Here is a 24,540-nt window from a genome sequence, read left to right on the forward strand (position 1 = left end):
CAGCGCCCCACCGATCGCGCTGCCGAGCGCCATCCGGCCCCGCCACGGACCCAGCCGCACGGTGACGGTCCGATCGGTGAGCAGCCGCGCGGCGTGTTCCCGGCGCCGGTCCCACACCAGGGCGACCAGCGCCAGCGGCGCGACCATGCCGGCCACATAGGACAGTCCGATCGTCAACGCGGCGGGGAACGACGCGGCGGCACCGGAAAGCACCGCCACCCCGGCCAGTACCGGGGCACAGCACGCGCTGGCCGTACCGGAGAACGCTCCGAGCACATAGGCGGAGCCGAGGCTGCCTTTGGTGGCGACCCGGGCTCCCGGCATGGGCAGGTTGGGCTTCCACCCGGCCAGCACGGCCAACCCGCCGGCGATCATCAGCACGCCGCCGATCGAGAAGATCCACAGGTGCTCGTCGATGAGCAGCCGGCTCAGCAGCGTGGCGCCCAGCCCGATCGGCAGGATCACCGTGGCCACCCCGGCCCCGAACACCAGGGTCGCCGCCACCACCCCGCCGCGATGCCGGAACCCGGTGGCCAGGTAGGCCGGCAGCATCACCGACACGCAACACGGCGCCAGCAGCGCCACAACCCCGCCGAGAAACGAGGCCAGCAGCGTGGTGCCGAGCAGCAACTCGCCCATGAAGGACTCCTTGCGGACAACCGAATCCCCGAAGAGAACCTTCAGGGCGACGTCGAACTACTATCTCCGTACGTAGATAGTAGCACGGACCTCAGGCCGTCATGGGGCCGCAGAGCGCGAGACCGGTGGCGGTCAGCGCGGGACCGGCAACCACCAGAACCGCGACCGCGGTCAGCAGCACCCGGGCGCGCACCCGGCTGGCCGTATCGGGCGGTGTGGCGAGCCGCTCCGCCCGGGCGAGCACATCGACGCCGGTGGCGGCGAGCGTGCCGGCCGGCGACGGGACCGCCCCGGAGAGGGTGAGCAGGGCGCCGAGCACCGTCCGCGGTCCATGGGCGCGGGCGGCCGCGTCGTCGGCACACATCTCCAGCAGCCGCGCGATCTCGGTGGCGCCGGCCGTGAACAACGCGACCCCGGGCAGGATCCTCGCCAGGCCGCGGGTGAACGCGACCAGCAGGTGGTGCCGTCCGGCGAGGTGCGCTCGCTCGTGCGACAGCACGGCGCCCAACTGGGGCTCGTCCAGAGTGTCCAGCGTGGCGCTGGTGACCACGATCGTGTGCGGGCGGCCGGCCACGCAGTAGACGATCCGCTCGGGGGCCTCGAGCAGCACCGCGTCGACACCCGGAACCGGCCGACCGACCAGCCGGACCAGCCGGCCATGATCGCGGGACCTGGTCCGGGCCCGGGCCATGGCACGGGCCAGCCGAACCGCGAGCACCGCCACCGCCACCGAAGCCAGCACGGCCAGCACGAGCAGCGCGATCTGGACGAGGATGCCGAACCGGCCTAGCGAGCCGGACCGCAACGTGGCGAAACAATCCCGGAGCAGGGTGCCGGGCCGGTCCCACCGGCTGGCCAGGTCCACGACCAGGAACCCGGCCGCGGCGAGCCAGGACAGCACCACGCTGCCGGTGGCGGCCAGCCATACGGCGACACCCAGCCGCGGCGCCACCCCGCCCCGGGTGCACCGCAGCAGCGGACCCGGCGCCAGCACGGCCACCGCGAAGCTGTACAGCAGCAGGCAGACGGCGAGAGTCACGACGCCTCGCCCGCGGCCCACTTCCGCACCACGTCCTGCAGCCGGGCGGAGTCGGCGTCGCTCATCCGCTCCAGGAAGTGGGTCAGCACCAGGTCGGGGTTCCCGCTCGCGTCCAGAGCCTCCCGCATCAGCCGCGCGCCGTACTCCTCCCGGGAGTGCGTCGCCCAGTAGCGGAACGCCTTGCCCGCGCGCTTCCGGGCCAGCCAGCCCTTCCGGTGCAGGTTGTCCATGGTGGTCATGACGGTGGTGTAGGCGATGGTCCGCTCCTGCCGAAGGTCCTCGAACACCGCACGCACCGTGGTCTCACCCGCGCGGGTCCACACCCGCTCCATCACCGCGGCCTCGAGCTCGCCGAACCCGCGCACCGTGTCCTCCCGTCGGCCGGCAGTCTCGGCCCAGCCTACTATCTCCGTACGAAGGTAGTAGGTAGCCGTTCGGCCAGGCCGAAAAGGCTCCACGTCAGGGTGCTCCCCCGCCGCTCCCCCGTCCCTAGCTTCGGTGTCGCATGCCCTGAAGCGAGAGGTTGACCGCCATGAGCACTGTCAGCGCGTTGTTCCAGGTTCCCCGAATGAGCTGCGGGAGCTGCCGGAAGCACATCGAGGGCGCACTCGCCCCTCTGGACGGCGTGGAGCAGACCGCCGTCGACCTGAAGAACAAGGCCGTCACGGTGACCTACGACGCCGGCGCGATCGACCTGGTCCAACTCGTCGAGGCGATCGAGAGCGCCGGGTACCCGGTGGCGGCGTCCCGAAAGGTGGCGTGATGACCTCGCTCCCCTGGCGTCGCGGTCGGGACGCCGCCGGCCCCGTCCGCGCAGTGGGTGAGCCGGACCGGGCCGAACTGGCGATCGAGGGAATGAGCTGCGCGTCCTGCGCCAGCCGTATCGAAACGGTGCTGCGCCGCCATCCCTCGGTCAAGTCCGCGGTGGTCAGCTTCGCCACCAAAAGGGCGACGGTCACCTACTACCCGCAGGCGGCCACGCTCTCCACGCTGTACAAGCCGGTGCAGGCACTCGGCTACGGGGTGACCGAGGCGGAGAGTGCCGCCACGGCCGGCGCCGACGACGCGCACCGGCGCTCCTGGGGACACCGGGTAATCCTCAGCTGGCCGGCGGGGCTCGCCGCCATGGCGCTGAGCATGTTCTTCGCGGCCGACCCGTGGGCCCGCTGGCTCTCCCTCGCCCTCACCGTCCCGGTGCAGTTCTGGGCGGGCTGGCCGTTCCTGTCCAACGCGGCGAGGCGGATCGTCCACGGCAGCGCCACCATGGACACGCTGATCTCGATCGGCACCCTGGCGGCGTTCGGATTCTCCGCCTACCAGCTGGCGGCGGGCGGTGAGCTGTACTTCGAGACCGCCGCGCTGCTGATCGCATTCCTGTCGCTCGGCCGCTACCTGGAGGCCAGAGCCAGGAAGCGGGCGTCCAGCGCCATCCAGAAACTGCTCGAACTCGGCGCCAAGAACGCGCATCTGCTGGTGGGCGGCGCGGAACGGCTGATCCCGATCGAGACGGTCAAGGTCGGTGACCGCCTGCGGGTATACCCGGGCGAGAAGATCCCGGTCGACGGCGAGGTCACCGACGGCTGGTCGGCCGTGGACGAGTCGATGCTGACCGGCGAATCCGTCCCGATCGAGAAGAACACCGGGGACCGGGTCGCCGGCGCCACCATCAACACCCATGGCGTGCTCACTATTCGGGCCACCGCGGTCGGGCAGGACACGGCGCTGGCCCAGGTGGTGCGGCTGGTGGAGGAGGCCCAGTCGAGCAAGGCCAAGGTGCAGCGGCTGGCCGACCGGGTGGCCGGGGTGTTCGTCCCGGTCGTGATGGCCGTGTCCGTGCTGACCTTCCTCGGCTGGTGGCTGGTCAGCGGGAACCCGGCCGGCGGGCTCCTCGCCGCGGTGGCCGTGCTGATCGTCGCCTGCCCGTGCTCGCTCGGCCTGGCCACCCCGATGGCGATCATGGTCGGCACCGGCCGCGGGGCGGAGCTGGGTGTCCTGGTCAAGAGCGGCGAGGTGCTCGAGACGTCCCGACGCATCCGGACCATCGTGTTCGACAAGACCGGCACCCTGACCAAGGGCGAGATGTCGGTGGTCGACATCGTGACCGCGAACGGCGAGGAAGCCTTCGACGTGCTGCGCTACGCCGCGGCCATGGAGACCTTCTCCGAGCACCCGATCGGCAAGGCCGTCGTGCGCGCCGCGCGCATCCGCCACCTGCGGGTGCCGGACGCGGAGGGCTTCCACGCCCTCACCGGGCACGGCGTGACGGGTGCCGTGGACGGCATGGAGGTGTGCGTGGGTCGCCGCAAGCTCATGACCGACCGTGGCATGATCATCCCGGACGACCTGGAGCGGGCGGTCAGCGACATCGAACGGCTGGGCCGCACCGCGGTGCTGGTGGGCTGGGACGGCCGGGCCCGGGGCGGGCTGGGCGTCGCCGACACCGTCAAGGTCAACGCAGGCCCGGTGGTGCGCGAGCTGAGCGGCATGAGCCTGGACGTCGCGATCATCACCGGCGACAACACCCGCACGGCTCGCGCAGTCGCGGACGAGGTGGGCATCACCCATGTGCTGGCCGAGGTGCTGCCGAAGGACAAGGTGAGCGAGGTCCGCCGGCTGCAGCAGGAGGGCCAGATCGTGGCCATGGTCGGCGACGGGATCAACGACGCGCCCGCCCTCGTCCAGGCCGACCTGGGCATCGCGATCGGGACCGGCACGGACGTGGCCATCGAGTCCTCCGACATCACGCTGCTGTCCGGTGATCTGGAAGGGGTGCCGGCCGCGATCAAACTGTCCCGGCGCACCATGCGGCTCATCCACCAGAACCTGGGCTGGGCGTTCGGCTACAACCTGGCGGCGATCCCGCTGGCGGCGCTGGGCCTGCTGAACCCGCTCATCGCCGGCGCGGCGATGGCCCTCTCGTCGGTCAGCGTCGTCGGCAACTCCTTGCGGTTGCGCCGGTTCAGCCGCACTCGCCCGCAGGACACAGTCGCGCAGGCGGACTTGATGGACGGCGAGCTCGAGGGTGTGGCGCCGGAGAACAGCCTCAGCTAGGAACCCGGCAGGAACGGCCGACGCGGAGACCCCGCAGGCCGGGTCGTGGATGGACGGCCGGCGCGGAGACCCCGGATCGGCCGTCTTCCCTTGCCGGCGCGCCATAACCACGTGTTACGGTAGTTTCCACTACAGCGTGTAGTAATACCGTGGCGGCGCGAAAGGCTTGTGAGTCATGGGGTCCAGCCCGAGAACAGACCGGCGCGCTAACGGAGCTTCGGTTCCCGCCGAGGTGCCCGAGCTGGCCGAACTCGAGGCGATCGTGATGAACCAGGTATGGAACCTGGGCAGGGCCACCGTGCGGGACGTGCTCGAGGCACTGAACGAGACCGAGCCGCGTGCCCGCGCGTACACCACGATCATGACGATCATGCGGCGGTTGCACGCCAAGGCCATGCTCAAGCGGGAGCGCCATGACCGCACGGACGTGTACACACCGGTGTTGACCCGCGAGGGGTACGCGCACCGCCGGGCGCGCCGGCAGGTGGAGATCCTCGTCGACGAGTACGGCGACGCCGCCCTCGCCGCGTTCGCGAGCCGAATCGAGCATCTGGACCCGGACCGGCTCGCGGCCCTGCGACAGCTCGCCGAGCAGGCCGAAGCCAGCACCGGAGGTGCCGCACCTTGACCTTGCCCCTGGGGCAATCCAATACCGTCGCCTGGCTGATGGCGGTGCTGCCGGCGCGGCGCTGCGGCAAATGCCGACCATGACGGGGCTGCCGGTGCATCAAGGACGCCCCGTCGTGGCCGGCTCTCCTGTGCCGTAACTACATCGGCGTGGACATGTCGCCGGCATCCGGCCCCGGGAGGCCAGGATGCAGCCAGGACACGAACGGCGTGAGCACGGCGGCCAGCAGCAACAGCGCCCCGGCGATCCGGGAAGCCAGCACGGCCCGGGCGAACGTGTGCCGCTCGACGAAGATGACGGCGGTCAGGATCGCCATCGCGGCGAGGTTGGCCATTCCCACCGCGATGAGGACGACCATGAAGGCCGCGCAGCAACCGATGCAGACCAGGCCGTGATGGGACGCGGCCCGCGCCGTCTGCAGAAACGTCGAACCGCCATCGGCGTACGCGCACCGAGTTGACTGGCACCGGCTGCGGCAGCGGTCCTTGACCGGCGTGAACTGGTACAGGCCGCCAACGGCGTAGATTCCGGCCGCCAGCCATTTCGCGCCTTCCGGCGGAATCGATATCACCCTGGCGGCACCTTCGAGCACGAGGAAAACGGCGAGCCCGAATACCATCCAGACCAGCAGATAAACGGTCAGGAACACCGCGGTCCGAACCGTGAGCGAACCCGACGCCGCACCATTTTCTCCGCCGCGAACCGCGACGACGGCGGATGGCACCACGGTCGGGAACATCATGGCCACCACCATCGGCAGCCACATCAGCAGAAACGGCCAGAGGCTCATGCCCATGGTGCCGGCCATGGCGCCGTCCACGCCACCGGCCTGACGTACGACGAAGAACCACCCCAGGAAAATGACGACGATCAGGGCAAGCGCCGGCACACCTGCCTGACGTACGTTCAGTCCGCTGAACGGCCTGGAAGTCGAGCGCGTAACTGTCATTGGTCCACCTCTCGTGCCCGGAATTCGTACGGCCTTGTCACCGCTTTGAAGGCTGATGGCGGCGGTGCTTGCCGAAGCGGCGTGGCGGTACGTCAGGCCAAGCTGCGAGAGCGCGCCGGAGCGGCCGGCGGGTCACGTCCCGGGTGCGCGGCAAAACGCTGTGAGGAACTCATGGGCCCCCCGATCGACGCCCCGGTCATGGACCATTCGCACCGACGATAGCGGCGAGTTGCAATTCGCAGATAGCGTCCAAGCGGCGTAACCCCGGGGAGTGACCGCTTCCGGCCGTGATCGTCGATCATGAACGGCTCCGGCAACATCAACTACACGTTGTAGTTGACAGTCCATCTATTACACGGCATAGTAGATGGCGGATGTGCTGGACCCCGTCAGGAGAACGCCGTGACCCTCACCGTTGTCGCCTCAGACCCGCGCTACCCGCGGGCCGTGACGCCGCTGGCGGCCGCGCCAACGGTGACCCGCCCGCTGCTGCTGGCCGAGCCGCACGAGCTCGCCCGGATGGGTGTGCATTACATGCTGGAGCAGTGCGCACCGAAAGCCTCGGTCAGCTCCGTCACCTCCTGGCTGGCCGTCATCGAGGCGGTCCACCACAATCCACCCGCGGTGCTGCTCGTCTCCACCGAGCTCGACGGTGAGCCGGACGACACCCTCAGCCGAGCGCTGAGTCGGGCCGGCACACACGTCGTCCTGCTGGTGCGCTCGTCGGATCCGCGGCGGCTGCGGGCCTTTCTGCGGCTGCCCATCTCCGCGGTGCTGCATGAGCAGGATTTCTCCGTGGACACGTTCGACCAGCTGCTGGCCGGGCTGGACCAGGGAATGTCCACAGCGCACTCGCACGCCACCCGGTACCTGCTGGCGCTGGCCGCCGGCGCCGCCCGGTCGGGCGAACCTCCGGTCAACCTCACCGCGCGCGAGCTGGACACCCTCCGGGCCATCGCGCAGGGCATGACCAACCGGCAGATCGCCCGCCAGATGGGAATTTCCGAGCACGGAGTGAAGCGACACATCGGCAACGTGCTCGCCAAACTCCATGTGACGAACCGAACCATGGCCGTCACCGCGGCGATCGAGCGTGGCCTGCTCCCCCAGCCCGGCGCCAGGTGACCCGGATGGGACGACAGGACACGGCGATGACCACCATGGCGGGAACAAAGGACTTCCAGCATCCCCGCTTCGCGAAGCTGTACCTCGCGGTGGCCGACCGGGCCGACCGGATCGGCGGCGCCGTGCACCGCGGGCGGCTGCTGTCCGGGCTGACCGGCGCGGTCATCGAGGTCGGCGCGGGGCAGGGACGCAACTTCGCGCATTACCCGGACACCGTCGACTCGGTCGTCGCGGTCGAGCCCGACGACACCCTGCGCGGCCACGCGGAGCACGCGGCCGTGCGGGCACCGGCATCGATCACGGTGGTCGTGGGGCACGCGGATGCGCTGCCCGCCTACACCGGTGAGTTCGACGCCGCGGTGGCCTCGCTCGTGCTGTGCACCGTGCCGCGGCTCGAGCACGCGCTGGCGGAGATCAGCCGTGTGCTGCGCCCGGGCGGGGTTCTGCGTTTCTACGAGCACATCCGGTCCGGCAACCCCACCTACGGCCGGCTCCAGGATCTGCTCGAACCGGTCTGGTCACGGGTCGGCGGCGGCTGCCATCCCAACCGGGACACCGTCACCGCCATCGAGTCCGCCGGATTCCGGATCGAGGAGCTCGACCGGTTTCCGTTCAAACCGGTGTCCTACCTGCCCGCGTTCACCCATGTGATCGGCCGGGCCACAAAGACCTGACCCAGCTCACTCAATTATTCGAAATCACATCCTCACCGAAAAGCGAGGGATCATGACTATTGCCGTCTCCGAGCGGGAGCAGGCGCGGTCCGATGCCGCCGGATGCGCAGCGCCGCCGCCCGCCCGGCGTTTCCTCGGCGCCGGACTCGGGTCCGGGCTGCTCGGCGGGGTGTGCTGCTTCGGCAGTGCGCTGGCGGTTGGGGCGAGCGTCGGCGGCCTGTCGTTCTTCAGCACCTGGATGGAGCGGTATCAGGTCTACTTCGTGCTCGCGAGCGTCCTGGTCATGGCGCTGTGGCTGGTCCGGCAAGTACGTCGCGCCCGGACCACCGGCGCGAGCACGGTGAAGGCGTTTCTCCGCGGCGCCCGCCGTCAGCTCGTCGTGATGGGTGCCGTCTACCTCGTCACGCTCGGCCTCGCCGTGGCCGTGGTCGCCGCCGTCCGGCACATGTGAGCACACGAGCCGGTGGCGGTGGCTTGACCTTGCCCCAGGGGTCCGGTCTTACCGTGCACATACGGCCGGCTGACCGCCGGCGGATGGGAACAGGAGGTTGTTCGATGTCGTCAGTCCTGGTCGAGTCGAAGTACCGCGCGTGTATCGACGCATGCACCGAATGCCAGCAGGCCTGTGAGAGCTGCAACTACGGCTGCTGCGAGGGCTCCGCGGAAATGGTCGAGTGCGGTCGGATGTGTATCGACTGCGCGCGCCTCTGCGCGCTGTGCGTGGACCTGCTGTCCCGGGGTTCCAGCATCGCGTTGAAGATCTGCGAGCTCTGCATCGAGGTCTGCACCGCGTGCGCGGAAGAGTGCGCCAAGTACGACATGGAGTCCTGCCAGCGCTGCGCCGACGCGTGCCGGCGCTGCGTCGAGGAGTGCCGTTCCCTCGTCGCCGCGATGGCGTAAGCCGGAAAGCACGTTCAGAGCACGAGGGCCGTCCCGTACGCGGGGCGGCCCTCCAGCGTCACCCCGCCGTTTCCCTACCCCACTCGGGACCGGGGAATGTCGGTCTCGATCATGTGGCACACGACGGCGCCGTCCCTGCCGTCCTCGCTGAACGCCGCCGCCCGTGCGTCATTGAGCGTGGCCCGCAGGGCATAGAGATCGGCAAGCGTACGGTCGATTTCGGCGATGTGGTCGTCGAGCAGGGCGACCACCCGCCCGCAGGTCTGCTGTCCGCTGCGCTGCAGGGCGAGCACGTCCTTGATCTCGTCCAGCCCCAGCCCGATCGACCGGGCCTGGCGGATGAAACGCAGAATGCCCAGATCGGTTTCGTCAAACAACCGGTAGCCCGATTCGCTGCGCCGAACGTCCGGAAGCAGACCACGGCTTTCGTACAGGCGGATGGCCTTCGCCGAGACGCCAATTCTCTTGGCCGCCTGACCCACGGTGTACCCGGACAAAGGCATACGACGTCCCCATTGTGGCGATCAGATCTTGCTTTCCCAGGGTCGAGGCTACACCTTGCCCCAGGGTCAAGGTACAGCCGAAGTCCAGCCCGCTGCCCATGTGGCTACCCCCAACCGCCACCCCGAACGAGACTTCTCGACGCCGCGCCGATCCACTGGAATATCCGCAGGACAACGGCAGGGAGGACCCCGGTGAGTGACCTCGTCGCGCTGGTGACCGGCGGCTCGGGCGGTATCGGAGCCGCCATTTGCCAGGCGCTGGCCCGGACCGGAGCCGTCGTGGCGGTCGGGTACCAGGGAAATGTCTCCGCCGCCGAACACGTCGCGCAAACCTGCGACGGCCAGGCCGTGGCCGTGCGGATCAACGTGGCGGACGAGAATTCCGTTGCCGGTGCCATGGCGCAGGCCGGTGAGCTGGGCAGGCTGGGCATTCTGGTCAACAACGCCGGCGTGGTCGACGACGACCTGTTGCTGCGGCTCACCCCGGAGCGCTGGGACCATCTCATGACGGTGAACCTGCGCGGGGCGTACCTCACCTCCCGGGCCGTGCTGCGCCCGATGCTGCGCGCCCGGTGGGGCCGCATCGTCAACGTCTCGTCGGTCGTGGGAATGCGCGGAAATGCCGGGCAGGCGGCGTATGCGGCCACCAAGGCCGGGCTCGTCGGCTTCACGAAGTCGCTCGCGCGCGAGGTGGCCAGGAAGGGCATCACGGTCAACGCGGTGTCGCCGGGTTACGTCGAGACCAGGATGACCGCCGGACTTCCGGAGCGAGCCCGCGAATTGCTGACCACGTTCGCACCGATAGGCCGGCCGGTGAGCGCCGACGAGGTCGCACACGCGGTCCGGTTCCTGGCCAGTGACGAGGCGTCGGCGATCACCGGCGTGGACCTCGCCGTCGACGGCGGCGCGGCGATGTGACGAGTTACCCATCAGGCGATGAGAGGTGAACCACCGATGACGGAACTGACGGTCAAGGTCGTGGAGATCCTGGCGACCATGGCGGGCTTACCGCCGGACCAGGTGACCCCGGATACCACGTTCGAGTCGCTGTCCCTGGACTCGCTCGACCTCGTCGAGCTGACCCTGATGCTCGAGGACGAGCTCGGTGTGGAGATCGACCGGGACGACTTCGGCGAGCTCGTCACCGTCCAGGACGCCATCGACGCCATCGCGTCGACCGACGCCCTCGCGGCATGACGGCGGCCGGCATGGCGACCAGCGAGGTGGTGGTCACCGGTCTCGGCGCGATCGGGCCCGGTGCCCGGGGTGCCGAGGCGCTGTGGCAGGTGGTGCTGGACGGGAAGACCATGGCACGGCACGACACCGAGCTCGAGGCGGCAGGCGTGGCGGTGACCATCTCCTGCCGGGCCCCGTCCTTCGACGCGGACGCCGAGCTGGGTCCCAAGGCCTCCCGGCGCATCGACCGGTACGCCCAGCTGGCGCTGCTGGCCGCGGACGAGGCGGCCGGGCACGCCGGGCTGGCCGGCGGCGCCGAGCCCGAGCGGCTCGGGATCGTGCTGGGCACCGGTGGCGGCGGGTTCGAGACCTGGGAGTCGGAGTACCGCCGCTACCTGACCAGCGGGCCGTCCCGGATCAGCCCGCTGGCGCTGCCGAAGGCGCTGGCGAACACCGCGGCGGGGCTCATCTCGATGCGCCTGAACGCCCAGGGCCCCAACCTCACCGTCAACACCGCGTGCGGCAGCGGCGCCACCGCGCTCCTCGTCGCCCGTGACATGATCCGCTCGGGCGCCGCGGACGTGATGGTCGCCGGCGGCGTCGAGGCCGGCATCACCGGGCTCGCGGCCGGGGCGTTCGCCCAGATGGGCGCGCTCTCGCGAAACCCGGATCCGGCGACGGCGTCGCGCCCGTTCGACGTCGACCGCGACGGCTTCGTGCTCGGCGAAGGCGCCGGCGTGCTCATCCTGGAGCGCGCCGACCACGCCCGGTCGCGCGGTGCGCGACCCCTCGCGGTGCTCGCCGGCGCCGCGTCCAGCGCCGACGCGCACCACATCACCGCCCCACCCGAGGACGGCCGCGGCGCCCGGCTGGCCATGGTCAACGCGCTCGCCGCCGCCGGCCTCGACGCCGCCGATGTCGGGCACGTCAACGCGCACGGCACCAGCACCCCGCCGAACGACACCGCCGAGGCCCGGGCCATCCGGAGCGTGTTCGGCCCGGCGGCGGACAACCTCGCGGTGTCCTCGACCAAGGGCGTCACCGGCCACCCGCTCGGCGCGGCCGGCGCCATCGAGGCGGTCTTCTCGGTGCTGGCCTTGCGCGACCAGTTGGCCCCACCCACGGCGAACCTGGAGATCCTCGACCCTGCGGTGGCGCTGGACGTGGTGCGCGGCGAGCCCCGCGCCACCACCTTCCAAGCCGTCATGTCGAACTCTTTCGGCTTCGGCGGCCAGAACACGGTCCTGCTCTTCACCACCGCGTGACGTGCGCTGAATGCGTCTTCCTCACGCCCAGTGCGAGGAAGGCTAAGTCTCAATTGGTTACATACTGCGACTTGTGCAGGTGGCGCACCGTCCCCTCCATAACGCTTCTTCTGTGGCCGTCCACAGTAGACCCGAACTCAGAGTGGAAGTCCCGCATCATGAACTTGTAGCAGTCTGCGCAGGGGTCGGCCACGCGGCACGGACACCCGCCATCCGGGCCAATCGGTCTGACGTACGCTTGAGGCGTACCTAACCTGGCGAGAGGTGTCGTCATGGACGACCGCGTGGAGATCGGCACGCGCATAAGGAAGCTGCGGGCAAAGCTTTTGTCCCAGCGGGAACTCGCGGATAAGGCGCTCGTGAGCGTCGACCTGATACGCAAGCTTGAACAGGGCCGCAGGCACACGGCCAGCATCGGCAGCTTGCAACGCATCGCCCGGGCTCTCGACGTGAGCATCGCCGAGCTGCTCGGGAAGGTCACCACGCTACCGTCGTCCGACCCTGACGTCGGCGTGGTAGCGATCCGGCGAGCGCTGACTCCGGTCGATGACTTGCTCGATATGGACGTGGTCGAAGGCGCCTCGTTGACGCTTGGTGAGGCCGAGCGCAATGTGACTTACTTGTGGGGTGCCTACTGGTCGGGTCGCTATGAGCTACTCGGCACGCTGCTGCCCAACGCCCTGATGCAGATTCGCGCCACCTACCGCGCCGTGCCGGCCAGTGAACGCACCCGAGCAGCGCATGCCCTGGCCCGGGCCTATCAGGCCGCTGGCGACACGCTGGTGCACCTCGGCCATCCCGACGCTGCTTTCCTGGCCATTCGCGAGGCGTTGCGCATGGCAGAGGAGGGCGATGACGAGCTGCTGCACGCCACGTTGCGGGCGTCAGTGTCGTGGCAGTTACTTGTTCAGGGGCGCTATGAGGAGTCCGAGCGGGTGGCGGTTGTGGCCGCCAGCGGCATTGAACCGCATGGTGATGCCTCGGAATCCCAGATCTCCGCGTACGGCATCCTGGTCGTCACGGCAGCGACCGCCGCGGCCCGGGCACAGAAGCGCGACAGCGCGCGGGAGTTGCTCGGTTCCGCCAGCGAGATGGCCCGCCGGCTCGGCTACGACCGGGCCGACCACCAGACCACATTTGGGCCGGCAAAAGTCGCGATGCTCGGCGTTGACACCCACGTAGTGCAGGATGACTTCGTCGAGGCCCTGACCGCGGCAAAGGCGCTGCCGCGGGACGCCGATCTGCCGCTGGCCAGCAGGGCGCGCCACCTCGCCGATATCGCGCTGGCGCACCTGCGCCTCAACCACCACGACCAGGCGTTACAGACCACTCTCGCGATGGAACAACTCGCTCCGGATTGGATCCGGTACCAGTCTCTGCCGCGGCAGATCGTCGCCGATCTGATTGAGCGCGAGCGTCGAGTAAGTCCGCAGCTACGTGACCTCGCCTTGCGCATTGGCGCCATGACTGGCTAGGACGTCCTGTCCTACTACCCACTCGGGTAGTAGGACACGTTGTCCTATCCGCATGTCCGTTGATCTTTCTAGCGTCACCTCGTATTAGGAGGTGACCGGTCGTGCAAGATACCCAACCCAATCCAGTGTGGCAAATGCCGCTGCTGGCACAGAGCTTCGCCGCTGCGCGTGGCGTGAAGGTACAGCCAGTGGTCGGACCGGTCGATCTCAGTGCCGGCAGTCGTCGGGTTGTCCTTCCAAAAGGTCTGGAGCCCGCAGCGTGACCAGTACCGAACTCGACGCGCTTCTCAGCCGTATCGGACGTCAACGGTTCCTGGCGCACGCGTTCCGGCCCGATCGGAATGGGCCTGACGTACTGGCATTCGTGCGCTATTGGGCGGGCGGCACAGCAGATGTTGTGATCGTTTTTGATGAGGCGAGAGCGTCCGCCTTCCGCACGGCCGGTTCCGGTGCGGATGTGTTTGCGCCGGAGCTGGTGTCGTGGTGGTACTTAAACAATCCTGTGTGGACGCTGCGCGCGTTGATGGCGTTGCCGGAGCCGGGGCATCCTGATGAGCCGGTAGAAATCATGCGGCCACCGCCCGGGTGTCTGCTTCCCGCGGGTGGGCGAATGCCGGTGCTGGTGCGCGCGCGACTGCCTTGAATATCAAAGCTTCTTGTCCCCACTGGCATGCGATGTGATGCCGAAGTTTGGAAGGCGAACGTGAAAGATCAAATTGGGTTGGGCTCGATCGGGACCGGCGCCGAGGCGGTCAGTTGCGCGATCGTGGACGAGATCAAGGTGCGACAGGACCATTGCGGCGATCGTGGTCGTCGACTGGTCACGGTGGGGGTGGCCTGGTGAGGGACCGGACAACCATTGGGGTGCGGAACCGCCGGTTGTGCCTGGTGCTGCGCCGGTTGCGGGCCCTGTCGGGGTTGAGTGGGCTGGAGGTCACGGCGAAGCTCGGGGTGTCGTCGAGTCTGATCTCACGGGCCGAGTCGGGCAAGCGCGGCATCAACCGCGACGACCTGTCCGCGCTGCTCACCCTCTACGGGGTGGACCGCCCGGTCCGCAACGCGTTGCTGCACCTGCACACCAACGCCACGAACCCGGAGATGCTCGACCGCGGCGATCTCGACTTCCACGATGATCTCGCCGCCTGGACCGGCCTCGAACAGGACGCGACGGTGATTCATCACTACGAGGCGCTGCTCGTTCCGGGGCTGTTGCAGACCTTTCCCTATGCCAGAGCGGCCATCATGGCTGCTGACCTGGGCTTGGGTGAACAGGAGGTGGAGGAGCGGGTCAACGCGGGTATCGCCGGGCAGTCGCTGCTGCGCGGTCCGAGTGCTCCGCGACTCGACATCGTGTTGCACGAGGCTGCTCTTCATCAGCGGGTGGGCGGCGTTGACGTCATGCGTGATCAGCTTGGCTACCTGTTGGAAGCGTCGTTTCGGACGCGGATCGAGATCCGGATTGTTCCCGCCGAGGCGGGTGGACACGCTGGCATGGGCGGCCCAATCGTGATCCTGGACTATGCGGAGCTGCCCAGCCTGGTCCGCCTGACGAACAAGGTCGGCAACCTCTATCTGGAGGATCACACCGACGTCGCGGCCTACCAGCGAGCGTTTGACGGCCTGCACACCATCGCACTTCCGCCGGACCGGTCAGCGCACCTGATCAGCAAGATCGCGAGCAACATGACGTGACCGGCACACAGCGGCCCCGCCGCCCCGACCTCGCCACATACTTGGTCGGTTCGGCGGGCGGTGTCACCGCAACCTCCATCGGCGCTAAGGGAGCTGGTGGCCGGCGCGGGGACACCCAGGGGGTCGGCGGGACCCAGCGAACCCGCCGACCCCCGCCAGCCCGGATAGGACGTCCCCGTCGACGTTGTGAGCGCGGCCTCTCGGGGCCGGGTGGGCGGGGTGTCGACGGCACTCGGCGCGTCAGCCGGCCACGAGCCGAGCGGCGACGCGGCGGGCGGCGCCGATGACGCAGGACCAGATCGCGGGCGGGCGGTTGGGTAGGGGTGGGGCGATCCAGGAGCGGTCGGCGTTCGGGGGAAGCGTGATCTGGGTGCCGGCCGGGATGAGGCGGATACCCAGCGGCAGCAGGTCGGCGGGAACGACCGGGGACCGGGTGTTGGCGGGCTGGGTGAGAAAGGTCCACGAACCCTCTTTCGGGCTGGCGACGACCGGGCCGGCCAGCATCATGATGCCCAGCTCGGCCTGCACGAGCTCGGCGAACGCGGCGGGCATGGCGATCGCGTCGCCGCCTTCGCCGGGCACCAGGGCCGGACGGCGGGTCCGCGTGCCGGGTTGTTCACCGGTGCTCCGGCGCTGAGTGGCCTGCGGGTGCAGCGTGGCGGTGACCATGACCGGTCTCCAAACTTCTCCGAAACTTCCTGGAGACCAGGGGACCGCGGCCGGCTTTAAGTTTCCCTTCGATCCGCTATGAAGGCCGCCCGGGCGCCGGGGCCGACCAGGCTGGACTCGCCGGCGCCGCGGGCGGCGATGTCGGCGAGCATGGCCGTGTCGGCCTGCGGCATCGTGTTCCGGGTGGTGTGCTCAACCAAGCGGGGCATGAGCGAGCGGATGAGCTTGAGCAGGCCGACCCACCTCGGCGCGTGCACCGACCGCGAGCGCCGCCTGATCCCGGCGGCCATCGCCCGGATCGCGACCGAGGCCGGGTAGACCCGGCCGGCCAGCCCCGGGGCGGCCGCGCGCAGCGGGCCGAACACGGGATGCTCGTCGGCGCCGCTGACCATGTCCGTCGCCATCCAGGTGGGGTAGACGACGCCGACGCCGACGCCGAGATGGCGGACCTCGGCGCGCAGGCTGTTGGCGAACGCCTCCACGCCGGCCTTCGCGGCGCTGTACGAGGCACTTCCGGGAACGTGCACCATGGCCGCCAGCGAGGAGACCAGCAGGGCGTAGCCGCGGTGCTCGATCAGGTGCGGCAGCGCGACGCGGACCGTGCGCCACACCCCGAGGAGGTTCACCTCGATCACCCGCTCGAACGCCCTGGGATCCACGGACCGGGTGAATCCGGTGGCCGCGATTCCGGCGTTGGCCACCACCACGTCGATCCCGCCGAACCGCTCGACGACACCCGCGACCGCGCGCTCCAGGTCCGCCCAGTTGGTGACGTCGGCCTCCCACGCGCCGGCATCGGGGCCGCACTGCCCGGCGACCTCCTTCAGCTCCGCGGGTTCCAGGCCGACCAGGGCGATCTTCGCGCCCCGGGCCGCGAGCTCCCGGGCCAGGCCCGCGCCGAGACCGCGGGCCGCTCCGGTGATCAGCACGACCTTGCCCTGGATGGTCCACTGTGGACTCATGGCCCTACCTCCCCACCGCTGCCGGCTGCCGCTCGGGCACCTCGGGGTGAGCCGGCTCGACGGACTCCGTGAAGCCGAATCGTTGGTGCAGGCGGCGCAGGGGCCGCGGCGCCCACCAGTTCGCCCGGCCGAGAAGCCGCATGACGGCCGGCACCAGCAGGGTGCGGATGACGAACGCGTCGACCAGGACGGCGAGGGCCATGCCGACGCCGAACATCTTGGTGGAGGACACCTGGCCGGTGGCGAAGGCCGCGAACACCACGGCGATCAGCACCGCGGCGGCCGTGACGATCCGGCCGGTGCGCTCCAGGCCGCGGACCACGGCCCGGGTGTTGTCTCCGGTCCGGTCGTACTCCTCCTTCACCCGGCTGAGCATGAACATCTCGTAGTCCATGGACAGCCCGAAGGCCACCACGAAGATCAGGATCGGCATCGTGATCAGCAGTGAACCGGTCGGCGTGAAGCCGAGCACCCCAGCGAGATGCCCGTCCTGGAAGATCCAGACGAGGGCCCCGAACGTCGCGGTGAGGGACAGCAGGTTGAGCAGGATCGCGGTGAGCGGCAGGACAAGAGAGCCGAAAGCGAGCAGCAGCACCAGGAACGTGACGACCGCGATGATCAGCAGGGCGAGCGGGAGGCGGTCGGCCAGGCCGGCCTTGCCGTCCACCAGCTCGGCCGCGGGCCCGCCGACCAGGGTCTCGAACGGCGCGGGGACGGCCCGCACGTCCGCGGTCAGCTTCTCCCCCGCTTCGGAGATCGGCTCGCCCGAAGGAACGACGGACAGGTAGGTGGCGCCACCGCTGGCGAACCGCCGCGACTGCTCGGTTCCGCGCTGGGCCCGTGTCCCGTCCACATAGGACCCCGTGAGCGCGTCGACGCGCGCGACACCGTCGAGAGTGGACAGTCGGGCGGCGTACGCCTCGATCTCGGAGACGTGGGCGGAGGGGTCACCGATCGCAGGAACGACCGCCACCAGCGGGGCGGACTCGGCGCCGTCGAACTCGGTGCGGAGCACCTCCCCCACGTCCCGGCTGGATGTTCCCGCCGGCAGCATGCGGTCGTCGGGGAAGCCCAGCTTGACGCCGAGGAACGGCAGACCCAGCAGGACGAGCAACGCGATGACCACGACCGCGACCGGGACCGGCCGGCGCATCACCGCGCTTGCCAGGCGGTGCCAGCGGCCGTTCCCGGCCACGCTCGGCCGGCGCCGGCCGATCCGCAACCGGTTCACCTTGTGTCCCAGCAGGGCCAGCACCGCCGGGAGCACGGTCACCGCGGCGAGCGCGGCGAGGCCCACCGCGGCGATGCCGGCGTAGGCGAACGAGCGCAGGAAGTACTGCTCGAAGACCAGCAGGGCGACCAGGCTGGAGGCCACCGTCGCGGCGGAGAACACCACCGTGCGTCCGGCCGTGCGGACGGTCCGGCGCACCGCGTCGGGCACCGCATGCCCGGCCGCGAGCTCCTCCCGGAACCGGGACACGATCAGCAGCGAGTAGTCGATGGACAGGCCCAGTCCCATGGCCGTGGTGAAGCTCAGGGCGAAGACCGACACGTCGGTCAGCGAACCGAGGACGGAGAGCACGAAGAACGTGCCCACGACCGAGATCGCGCCGATGACGACCGGCAGCAGGCCCGCCACGAGTGATCCGAAGATCAGCACCAGGAGCAGCGCGGTGGCCGGGAAGGCCAGCTTCCGCGCGGTCGCCGTGTCCGTCTCGATCACCTTGTTGACCTGGTCGAACGCGGTCGCCTCGCCGCCGACTCCGACCGTGATGACGGCACCGCCGGCCTGGTAGGCGTCCCGGATCCGGCCCGCGGTGGTGAGCCGTTCGTCCTGGGAACCGGACAGCCGCGCGAACATCATGGCCTGGTCGGCGCCCGCCGAGCGCAGCGCCGGCGGGGAGCCGAGCTGCCAGTAGCCGGTGACCTGGGCGACTCCGGGCTCCGCGGCGAGCTTGTCGCCGAGCGCCCGCGCGGCCGCCGCGACCCGCGGGTCGTCCACACCGCCCGACTGCGCGGTGACCAGCAGGACCACGTCGGGATCGCCGGCTCGGAACTGGTTTTCCAGAATGGCGGCGGCGCGGGCCGATTCGGCGTTCGACGCCTCGAATCCACCGGATTTGAGGTGGGACTGGACATCACCGCCGAACAGGCCGGCCAGGACGACGAACCCGATGGCGGCGATGACAATGGCCCACCGGTGCCGCACGGTGAAGCCGCGGACGCGGTCGGAGGCGGTCTTCATTTTCAATCCTTTCACGCCGATGTCGGCAGCGCGGCGAGCGCGTTCTGACGGTGCCTCATTCAAGCGAGGATATTCAAAACGATCATGGACTTGGTAATGGATGGGTCAGGTTGGCTGGTGGGTGGGGCCGACCGCTCGGGCGGGCCAGCTTGCCGTGCGGTGTTCGCGCCTGTGGTCGGCTTGATCAGGCTGATTGCTGGACCGATCGCTCGGGCAGACCTCCGGCCTGCCCTCGCGACCGGTGGCGAACACCGCCCGGCGGCCCACCCTCGCGGTCGGCGTTTTGAATATCCCTCCCGGTGGCGAGTTTGAGCGAGAGAACGTGGAGGAATGTGCGCGGATGCCGGTGCAGGTAGAAATGGTCGCCGGGGAACGTCGACACGGTGTGCCCGCTTCTGGTGTACGCCGACCATTCGGCGAGCTCGGCGAACTCGACCTCGGGATCATCGATACCGCCGAACACCGAGATCGGGCAGTCGAGCGGAAGCCTCGGCTCGAAGCGGTAGTTCTCCACCAGCGCGAAATCGGCGCGAATGGCAGCCGTGCACAGCCGGCGGATTTCCTCGTGGTCGCACACGGCGTCCGCGGTTCCGTTCAGCTTCCGTACCTCCTCCCACAGCTCGCCGTCCGGCAGCCGGTGCCGCGGCGGGCCGGCGGCGCGGTGCGGGCTCTCCGGCGCGGCGCAGCCGGAGACGAGCAGGCGGGCCGGTCGCAACCCGTAGCGCCGGCGCAGGTGGTGCGCCAGCTCGAACGCGACCAGCGCGCCCATGCTGTGGCCGAACAGCGCGAACTGGCCGCCGGCGTGCGGCAGCACCCGGCCGGCCAGGTCCGTGACCAGCGCGTCCATCGAATCCAGCGGGCGCTCCCGGAGGCGCTCGCCGCGGCCGGGCAGTTCCACCGCGACGACATCGGCACCGGGCAGGGCCCGCGACCAGTGCGCGTAAGCCGTCGCGCTCCCACCGGCATGGGGAAGGCACAGCAGCACCGGGCGGCGCCCGCTTAGTCCACTATGGACCTTGCGCATCGCTGATCACCCGGCCTCGCCGAGCACCGGCAGGCGCCCGTCCAGGTAGAGGTATTTGCACAGCTGCCGCTGCCGTTTTCCGGACGATGTCCTGGGCAGCGCGCGCGGCGCGACCAGAACCACCCGGTGCGGGGCGTGGTTGAGCTTGGCCCGCACGGCTTCCAGGACGTCCCCGGCGATGGCGCCGGCGCGGTCGACCGGAGCGCGCAGTTCGGCCACGAGCACCATGCGCTCGACCTCCGGCAGGTAGAAGGCGGCTGTGTGCCCGAACCGCACGCCCGGCACGTGGTCAGCGATCGACTCGTAGTCCTCGGGATAGAAGTTGCGGCCGCCGACGATCATCATGTCCTTGATCCGGCCGCAGATGAACCACTGGTCCTGCCACTCGAACCCGAGGTCGCCGCTGAGCAGCCACCCGTCGCCGACCAGCTTGTCGCCGTCGGCATCCGGCTCGAACCAGTAGCCGCTCATGACGCCGGGCCCACGCACCGCGATCTGCCCGACCGAGCCGGGCGGCAGCGACGTTCCGCCGGCCCCGACCACCGTCACCTCGGTGTCCGTGATGGGACGGCCGCACGCGGCGAGTCGCCGGCTGTTCGGCGATCCGGCCGCGACCACCTCGGGCCGGCCGCCCGGTTCCAGGCTGGCGCGGGCGACCCAGATGTCCCGCAGCGGTTCAAAGGGACTGGTGACCGTCACCGCGAGGGTGGCCTCGGCCTGACCGTACATCGGGCAGATCGCGTCCCGGCGGAACCCGTACGGCGCGGCCGCCGCGGCGAACGCGTCCAGGGTCTCCAGGTCGATGGGCTCGGCGCCGTTCATGGCGCAGCGCACCCGGCTGAGGTCCAGGCCGTCCGGCTTGCGCCGGGCCAGGTCGCGGGCGGCCAGGCCGTAGGCGAAGTTGGGCGCGATCGTCGCGGTGCCGCGGAACGCGTGCAGTGCCTCCAGCCACGCTCCGGGCCGGCGGAGGAACTCGTCCGGCGACATGATCACGACGCTCTTGCCCTCCGCGATCGTGCCGACCAGAGAAATGATCCCCATGTCGTGGTACAGGGGAAGCCAGGACACGAGCACGTCACCGGGCTGCGGGGTGAGCACGCCGGCCACCGACGTGGTGTTGTGCAGGAGTTGCCGGTGGGTGACCGGAACCGCCCTGGCCAGCGCCGTCGTGCCGGAGGTGAACTGCAGCAGCGCGATGTCCTCGCCGGACACCGCGGGAATGCTCCGGACCTCCTCGTGCGCGGTCAGCTCCTGGAACCGGAGCACCGGCACCGGCAGCGCCAGGTCCTGGAGCAGCGGGGCGACGTCGTCCGAGACGATGATGGCCTTGGCCGCGGAGATCCGCAGGCGCCGGGCCACCTCTTCCAGGTAGCCGGCCTCGCCGAGCTTTCTGGGGAACGGCAGCAGGTTGGGCACGACGCCCAGCTCCCAGACCCCCAGCAGCGAGGTCACCAGGCCGGGCTCGGTCTGGGCGAGGAAGCACACCACGTCGCCGCGGATGATGCCGCGCGCGGCCAGCGCCGCGGCGACCGTCCGTCCACTTCGGACGAGCTCGCGGTAGGAGTAATGGCGGGTGCGCAGCTTGGAGTCGGTGAAGGTGAGCCCGGCCGCACCCGCGGCGGCCCGGGCCATGGCATCGGGAATGGTGTCCGGCCGCGGTGCCGGGACCGGGGCGTCGGCGCGCTCCTCCAGGACACGAGCTGATGTCATGCATGCCTCCTGCTTGTCCGGGACCTCGAGCCTGACCGGGGCCGCTGACACCGCCAAGCCCCGTACCGGGTGCCCGAACGGCTACCCCGGACGGGCCTTCCCGGCCGCGCCGGCGCGCGGTGCACTGGGCTCGGCCGCGAAACCTGAACGGGAGTACGACATGCCTGCTGATCCCGCCCCGATTTCCGTGCTGTTCGAGCCGCTGCGCATCGGCGGTCTCGAGCTCGCCGGGCGTCTGTACAAGGCGGCCACGGCCGAGACCCGGTCCACCGAGGACGGAGACGTCACCGACGAGCTGCTCGAGTTCTACGAGCCGATGGCCCAGGCCGGCACCCCGATGATCATCACCGGCAACATGTTCGTCGCGCCGCAGGGAAAGGGGCACGACCGGCAGACCGGGATCGAGTCGGACCGCCGGATCCCTGGGCTGCGCACGCTGGCCGAGATGACCCACCGCCACGGGAGCCGGATCTTCGCGCAGCTGAACCACTGCGGGCGCCAGCAGGCCGCGCCCGCGCCGGGGTTCACCGAGGCGGTGTCGGCCTCCTCGGTCCGCGAGCCGCTGCTCGGCACCAAGGCCCGGCCCATGACGGTCGACGAGATCCACCGCACGGTGCACGCCTACGCCGCGGCCGCGGTCCGCGCCCGGGAGGCCGGATTCGACGGCGTCCAACTGCACATGTCGCACGGGTACCTGCTCAGCCAGTTCCTCACCCCGCACACCAACCGCCGGACCGACGACTACGGCGGCTCGTTCGACGGCCGGCTACGCATGCCGCTGCAGGTGCTCCGCACGGTACGGGCAGCGGTGGGCGACGACTTCCCGGTGATCGCGAAGCTCAACGGCCACGACCATCTGCCCGGCCGGGCCGGGCTGGACACCCCGGCGCTGGTGGCGATCGCCCGGCGCCTGCAGGACGAGGGGCTGGACGCGGTCGAGATCTCCGCCGGCCACTACGAGTCCGGCCTGGTCGCCGAGCGCGGCCGGTTCAAGGGCGTGCTGCGCATGATGCTCACCGAGGGGAACTTCCGGAAGATCGCGCCATGGCGGCGGTTCATGGCGCGCGCGGCCGCTCCGGTGCTCGAGGCGGCGATGGCGCGCATGTGGCCGCCGCAGGAGGGGTTCAACCTTCCCCAGGCCGAGCAGTTCACCAGGGAGCTGAGCATTCCGGTGATCTGCCTCGGCGGGTTCAGCTCCGGCCCGGCCATGGCGGAGGCCATCCACTCCGGCCGGTGCGACGCGGTGTCGGCGGCCCGCGCGATGATCGCGAACCCGTTGCTGTACCGGACCCTGCGCGAGGGTGTCGAAGGCCCGAAGTGCGCCTGGTACAACGGCTGCCTGGCCAAGTGGGGCGGAAAGCCCGTCGACTGCTACCACCCCGAGATCCGCCGGCAGCGCGACGACCTGCTGGCGAAACACGGGCTGACCCTGCACGTCCGGGCGTCGACGGAGGAATGACCATGGGACTGCTGGCGGAAATCCTGGCGACACGAGGCACGCGGCAAGCCCACGACCTGGAGTCCATGCAGCGCCTGCTGACCCGGGCCCGCCGGTTCGGACGGTTCTCCCGGTCGCTCGGCGGCCACTACGCCGAGCGGCTGTGGTTCACGCCGTGGCCGACGCCGATGGGCCCCGCGGCCGCCGAGCGGGAAGCACGCTGGCTCGCCGAGACCGAACCGCTGAAGGTCCCGTTCGCCGGACGGATGCTCGACGGGTTCACCGCCGGCAGCGGCCCGGCGGTGCTGCTGATCCACGGCTGGGGCGAGCACGCCGCCCGGCTCGGCGCCTACGTCCGCCCGCTGCGCGCGGCCGGCCTGCGCGCCGTCGGCGTCACGATGCCCGCGCACGGTCCCGCCGCGGCCGGCACGACGAACGTGTACGAGATGTCGCGCGCGATCGTGGCCGCCGCCGCGACCGCGGGCGGGGTGGACGCGATCATCGCGCACTCGATGGGGGTCACCGCGTCGGCACTGGCGCTGCGCGACGGGCTGGCCTGCCGCGCCCTGGTGGCGCTCGCGGTGCCCACCATGCGCACCGAGGACGCGTTCACCATCTTCGGGAAGATGCTGGCCCTGCCGCCGCGCACCGCGGCCGGCCTGCGCGCCGCGATCGAGCGCCGGTTCGGACCCGGCACCTGGGAGGACGTCGCCGCGGCACTCGGCCGCAACCCCGGCATCCCCGCCCTGGTGGTGCACGACCACAACGACGCGCTCGTCCCGCTCGACGACGCCCAGGCGGTCGCGAACGCCTGGGCTGTCCCCCTGCACACCACCAAGGAGCTCGGGCACCGGCACATCCTGCGCGACCCGGGTGTGGTGGACCAGGTGGTCACCTTCATATCCGGTGCCCTGCAATCGGATTCCCTGGCCTCGTAAGGCGAACCGGGACCGGGATCGGTACGGTGGCGCGGAGTCCGAGGAGGCGTGACGGTGGCTGATGTGGTGATCGTCGGCGGCGGACCCGCCGGCCTGAACGCGGCGCTCCTGCTCGCCCGGGCCCGGCGGGACGTCGTGCTCGCCGACGCGGGCGCCGGACGGAACAGGTTCGCCGGCCACGCCCACAACCTGCTGACCCGCGACGGAGTTCCGCCCGGGGAGCTGCGCAAGATCGCCCGGCAGGACCTCGAGCCCTACCCCACCGCCCGCGTGGTCGACGACACCGTCACCGCGATCACCGGCGAGCAGGGGAATTTCACCGTCTCCTTCGCCGGCGGCACCACCGGGACGGCCCGGCGCATCCTGCTCGCCACCGGGGTCACCGACGAGTTGCCCGCCATCGACGGGCTCCAGGAGCTCTGGGGCCACTCGGTGCTG

General features: G+C 70.2%; 26 protein-coding genes. 16 read left to right on the forward strand and 10 right to left on the reverse strand.

Annotated elements, in window-relative coordinates; genetic code table 11:
* From VGR06_RS21830 to VGR06_RS21840, 3 genes are all read right to left on the reverse strand, one after another.
* On the reverse strand, positions 1-639 hold a 639-nt coding region (locus VGR06_RS21830), incomplete at its 3' end, for a cytochrome c biogenesis CcdA family protein (RefSeq protein ID WP_327560980.1).
* A 91-nt stretch (positions 640-730) separates the two neighbouring features.
* Positions 731-1,678: a M56 family metallopeptidase gene (locus VGR06_RS21835; RefSeq protein WP_327560981.1), complete on the reverse strand. Its 948-nt coding sequence runs from the start codon at positions 1,676-1,678 to the stop codon at positions 731-733.
* Entirely contained in the window at positions 1,675-2,043 is a 369-nt protein-coding gene (locus VGR06_RS21840; protein WP_327560982.1) for a BlaI/MecI/CopY family transcriptional regulator, read from the reverse strand. Before VGR06_RS21840 ends, VGR06_RS21835 begins: the two co-directional genes overlap by 4 nt.
* Positions 2,044-2,210: 167 nt before the next feature.
* Between VGR06_RS21840 and VGR06_RS21845 the strand changes: the two genes are divergently transcribed.
* The 3 genes from VGR06_RS21845 (at position 2,211) to VGR06_RS21855 (ending at position 5,357) form a co-directional block, all read left to right on the forward strand.
* Positions 2,211-2,441 carry a heavy-metal-associated domain-containing protein gene (locus VGR06_RS21845; protein ID WP_327560983.1) on the forward strand — a complete coding sequence of 77 codons (231 nt, stop codon included), beginning with the start codon at positions 2,211-2,213 and terminating at the stop codon, positions 2,439-2,441.
* Positions 2,441-4,729 carry a heavy metal translocating P-type ATPase gene (locus VGR06_RS21850; protein ID WP_327560984.1) on the forward strand — a complete coding sequence of 763 codons (2,289 nt, stop codon included), beginning with the start codon at positions 2,441-2,443 and terminating at the stop codon, positions 4,727-4,729. Before VGR06_RS21845 ends, VGR06_RS21850 begins: the two co-directional genes overlap by 1 nt.
* Positions 4,730-4,961: 232 nt before the next feature.
* A complete protein-coding gene (locus VGR06_RS21855; RefSeq protein WP_327560985.1) occupies positions 4,962-5,357 on the forward strand; it encodes a BlaI/MecI/CopY family transcriptional regulator in 396 nt (131 codons plus the stop codon).
* 139 nt (positions 5,358-5,496) lie between these two features.
* Here the strand turns inward: VGR06_RS21855 and VGR06_RS21860 are convergent, their stop codons facing one another.
* Entirely contained in the window at positions 5,497-6,246 is a 750-nt protein-coding gene (locus tag VGR06_RS21860; protein ID WP_327560986.1) for a DUF2182 domain-containing protein, read from the reverse strand.
* Positions 6,247-6,708: 462 nt separating this feature from the next.
* On the opposite strand from VGR06_RS21860, the gene VGR06_RS21865 reads away from it, so the two are divergent.
* From VGR06_RS21865 to VGR06_RS21880, 4 genes are all read left to right on the forward strand, one after another.
* Positions 6,709-7,431 (forward strand): response regulator transcription factor, encoded by a 723-nt coding sequence (locus VGR06_RS21865; protein WP_327560987.1) that lies wholly within the window; start codon positions 6,709-6,711, stop codon positions 7,429-7,431.
* A 5-nt stretch (positions 7,432-7,436) separates the two neighbouring features.
* Entirely contained in the window at positions 7,437-8,105 is a 669-nt protein-coding gene (locus VGR06_RS21870) for a class I SAM-dependent methyltransferase (RefSeq protein ID WP_327560988.1), read from the forward strand.
* Positions 8,106-8,157: 52 nt separating this feature from the next.
* Positions 8,158-8,556: a hypothetical protein gene (locus tag VGR06_RS21875; RefSeq protein ID WP_327560989.1), complete on the forward strand. Its 399-nt coding sequence runs from the start codon at positions 8,158-8,160 to the stop codon at positions 8,554-8,556.
* A gap of 104 nt (positions 8,557-8,660) precedes the next feature.
* Complete coding sequence (locus VGR06_RS21880) at positions 8,661-9,005, forward strand: four-helix bundle copper-binding protein (RefSeq protein WP_327560990.1); 345 nt, start codon at positions 8,661-8,663, stop codon at positions 9,003-9,005.
* Between the two features lie 74 nt (positions 9,006-9,079).
* On the opposite strand, the gene VGR06_RS21885 is transcribed toward VGR06_RS21880, so the two are convergent.
* A complete protein-coding gene (locus VGR06_RS21885; RefSeq protein WP_327560991.1) occupies positions 9,080-9,508 on the reverse strand; it encodes a heavy metal-responsive transcriptional regulator in 429 nt (142 codons plus the stop codon).
* A gap of 192 nt (positions 9,509-9,700) precedes the next feature.
* Here VGR06_RS21885 and VGR06_RS21890 point away from each other — a divergent pair, with 192 nt between their 5' ends.
* The 6 genes from VGR06_RS21890 to VGR06_RS21915 all read left to right on the forward strand — a co-directional run bounded on the left by VGR06_RS21890 (position 9,701) and on the right by VGR06_RS21915 (position 15,116).
* Entirely contained in the window at positions 9,701-10,426 is a 726-nt protein-coding gene (locus tag VGR06_RS21890; protein ID WP_327560992.1) for a 3-oxoacyl-ACP reductase family protein, read from the forward strand.
* A 36-nt stretch (positions 10,427-10,462) separates the two neighbouring features.
* Positions 10,463-10,705: an acyl carrier protein gene (locus tag VGR06_RS21895; protein WP_327560993.1), complete on the forward strand. Its 243-nt coding sequence runs from the start codon at positions 10,463-10,465 to the stop codon at positions 10,703-10,705.
* Entirely contained in the window at positions 10,702-11,949 is a 1,248-nt protein-coding gene (locus tag VGR06_RS21900; RefSeq protein ID WP_327560994.1) for a beta-ketoacyl-[acyl-carrier-protein] synthase family protein, read from the forward strand. Before VGR06_RS21895 ends, VGR06_RS21900 begins: the two co-directional genes overlap by 4 nt.
* Before the next feature lie 272 nt (positions 11,950-12,221).
* Positions 12,222-13,424 carry a helix-turn-helix transcriptional regulator gene (locus VGR06_RS21905; protein WP_327560995.1) on the forward strand — a complete coding sequence of 401 codons (1,203 nt, stop codon included), beginning with the start codon at positions 12,222-12,224 and terminating at the stop codon, positions 13,422-13,424.
* A gap of 259 nt (positions 13,425-13,683) precedes the next feature.
* Positions 13,684-14,067, forward strand: coding sequence for a hypothetical protein (locus VGR06_RS21910; protein ID WP_327560996.1), 384 nt, complete (start codon positions 13,684-13,686; stop codon positions 14,065-14,067).
* A gap of 245 nt (positions 14,068-14,312) precedes the next feature.
* The gene (locus VGR06_RS21915; RefSeq protein ID WP_327560997.1) at positions 14,313-15,116 is read left to right on the forward strand and encodes a helix-turn-helix transcriptional regulator; all 804 of its coding nucleotides are present in this window, start codon (positions 14,313-14,315) and stop codon (positions 15,114-15,116) included.
* A 240-nt stretch (positions 15,117-15,356) separates the two neighbouring features.
* On the opposite strand, the gene VGR06_RS21920 is transcribed toward VGR06_RS21915, so the two are convergent.
* The 5 genes from VGR06_RS21920 to VGR06_RS21940 all read right to left on the reverse strand — a co-directional run bounded on the left by VGR06_RS21920 (position 15,357) and on the right by VGR06_RS21940 (position 21,726).
* A complete protein-coding gene (locus tag VGR06_RS21920; protein WP_327560998.1) occupies positions 15,357-15,785 on the reverse strand; it encodes a hypothetical protein in 429 nt (142 codons plus the stop codon).
* A gap of 56 nt (positions 15,786-15,841) precedes the next feature.
* Positions 15,842-16,747 (reverse strand): SDR family oxidoreductase, encoded by a 906-nt coding sequence (locus VGR06_RS21925; protein ID WP_327560999.1) that lies wholly within the window; start codon positions 16,745-16,747, stop codon positions 15,842-15,844.
* A 4-nt stretch (positions 16,748-16,751) separates the two neighbouring features.
* Entirely contained in the window at positions 16,752-18,992 is a 2,241-nt protein-coding gene (locus tag VGR06_RS21930; protein WP_327561000.1) for an MMPL family transporter, read from the reverse strand.
* A 184-nt stretch (positions 18,993-19,176) separates the two neighbouring features.
* Positions 19,177-20,016, reverse strand: a complete 840-nt coding sequence (locus VGR06_RS21935) for a thioesterase II family protein (protein ID WP_327561001.1) — start codon at positions 20,014-20,016, stop codon at positions 19,177-19,179.
* 6 nt (positions 20,017-20,022) lie between these two features.
* Entirely contained in the window at positions 20,023-21,726 is a 1,704-nt protein-coding gene (locus VGR06_RS21940) for an AMP-binding protein (RefSeq protein ID WP_327561002.1), read from the reverse strand.
* 160 nt (positions 21,727-21,886) lie between these two features.
* Here VGR06_RS21940 and VGR06_RS21945 point away from each other — a divergent pair, with 160 nt between their 5' ends.
* From VGR06_RS21945 to VGR06_RS21955, 3 genes are all read left to right on the forward strand, one after another.
* Positions 21,887-23,185 (forward strand): NADH:flavin oxidoreductase, encoded by a 1,299-nt coding sequence (locus VGR06_RS21945; protein WP_327561003.1) that lies wholly within the window; start codon positions 21,887-21,889, stop codon positions 23,183-23,185.
* A 2-nt stretch (positions 23,186-23,187) separates the two neighbouring features.
* Positions 23,188-24,102 carry an alpha/beta hydrolase gene (locus tag VGR06_RS21950; RefSeq protein ID WP_327561004.1) on the forward strand — a complete coding sequence of 305 codons (915 nt, stop codon included), beginning with the start codon at positions 23,188-23,190 and terminating at the stop codon, positions 24,100-24,102.
* 54 nt (positions 24,103-24,156) lie between these two features.
* On the forward strand, positions 24,157-24,540 hold a 384-nt coding region (locus tag VGR06_RS21955), incomplete at its 3' end, for an FAD-dependent oxidoreductase (RefSeq protein WP_327561005.1).

It is taken from the genome of Actinophytocola sp. (genome assembly GCF_036002505.1).
Taxonomy (GTDB): Bacteria; Actinomycetota; Actinomycetes; order Mycobacteriales; family Pseudonocardiaceae; genus DASYTH01.

Excerpts from the sequence above, each read along its gene's own strand:
- VGR06_RS21845 (WP_327560983.1), top strand. The coding sequence starts at position 2,211 with ATGAGCACTGTCAGCGCGTTGTTCCAGGTTCCCCGAATGAGCTGCGGG.
- VGR06_RS21850 (WP_327560984.1), top strand. The coding sequence starts at position 2,441 with ATGACCTCGCTCCCCTGGCGTCGCGGTCGGGACGCCGCCGGCCCCGTC.
- VGR06_RS21870 (WP_327560988.1), top strand. The coding sequence starts at position 7,437 with ATGGGACGACAGGACACGGCGATGACCACCATGGCGGGAACAAAGGAC.
- VGR06_RS21875 (WP_327560989.1), top strand. The coding sequence starts at position 8,158 with ATGACTATTGCCGTCTCCGAGCGGGAGCAGGCGCGGTCCGATGCCGCC.
- VGR06_RS21880 (WP_327560990.1), top strand. The coding sequence starts at position 8,661 with ATGTCGTCAGTCCTGGTCGAGTCGAAGTACCGCGCGTGTATCGACGCA.
- VGR06_RS21885 (WP_327560991.1), bottom strand. The coding sequence starts at position 9,508 with ATGCCTTTGTCCGGGTACACCGTGGGTCAGGCGGCCAAGAGAATTGGC.
- VGR06_RS21895 (WP_327560993.1), top strand. The coding sequence starts at position 10,463 with ATGACGGAACTGACGGTCAAGGTCGTGGAGATCCTGGCGACCATGGCG.
- VGR06_RS21900 (WP_327560994.1), top strand. The coding sequence starts at position 10,702 with ATGACGGCGGCCGGCATGGCGACCAGCGAGGTGGTGGTCACCGGTCTC.
- VGR06_RS21905 (WP_327560995.1), top strand. The coding sequence starts at position 12,222 with ATGGACGACCGCGTGGAGATCGGCACGCGCATAAGGAAGCTGCGGGCA.
- VGR06_RS21920 (WP_327560998.1), bottom strand. The coding sequence starts at position 15,785 with ATGGTCACCGCCACGCTGCACCCGCAGGCCACTCAGCGCCGGAGCACC.
- VGR06_RS21925 (WP_327560999.1), bottom strand. The coding sequence starts at position 16,747 with ATGAGTCCACAGTGGACCATCCAGGGCAAGGTCGTGCTGATCACCGGA.
- VGR06_RS21930 (WP_327561000.1), bottom strand. The coding sequence starts at position 18,992 with ATGAAGACCGCCTCCGACCGCGTCCGCGGCTTCACCGTGCGGCACCGG.
- VGR06_RS21935 (WP_327561001.1), bottom strand. The coding sequence starts at position 20,016 with ATGCGCAAGGTCCATAGTGGACTAAGCGGGCGCCGCCCGGTGCTGCTG.
- VGR06_RS21940 (WP_327561002.1), bottom strand. The coding sequence starts at position 21,726 with ATGACATCAGCTCGTGTCCTGGAGGAGCGCGCCGACGCCCCGGTCCCG.
- VGR06_RS21945 (WP_327561003.1), top strand. The coding sequence starts at position 21,887 with ATGCCTGCTGATCCCGCCCCGATTTCCGTGCTGTTCGAGCCGCTGCGC.
- VGR06_RS21950 (WP_327561004.1), top strand. The coding sequence starts at position 23,188 with ATGGGACTGCTGGCGGAAATCCTGGCGACACGAGGCACGCGGCAAGCC.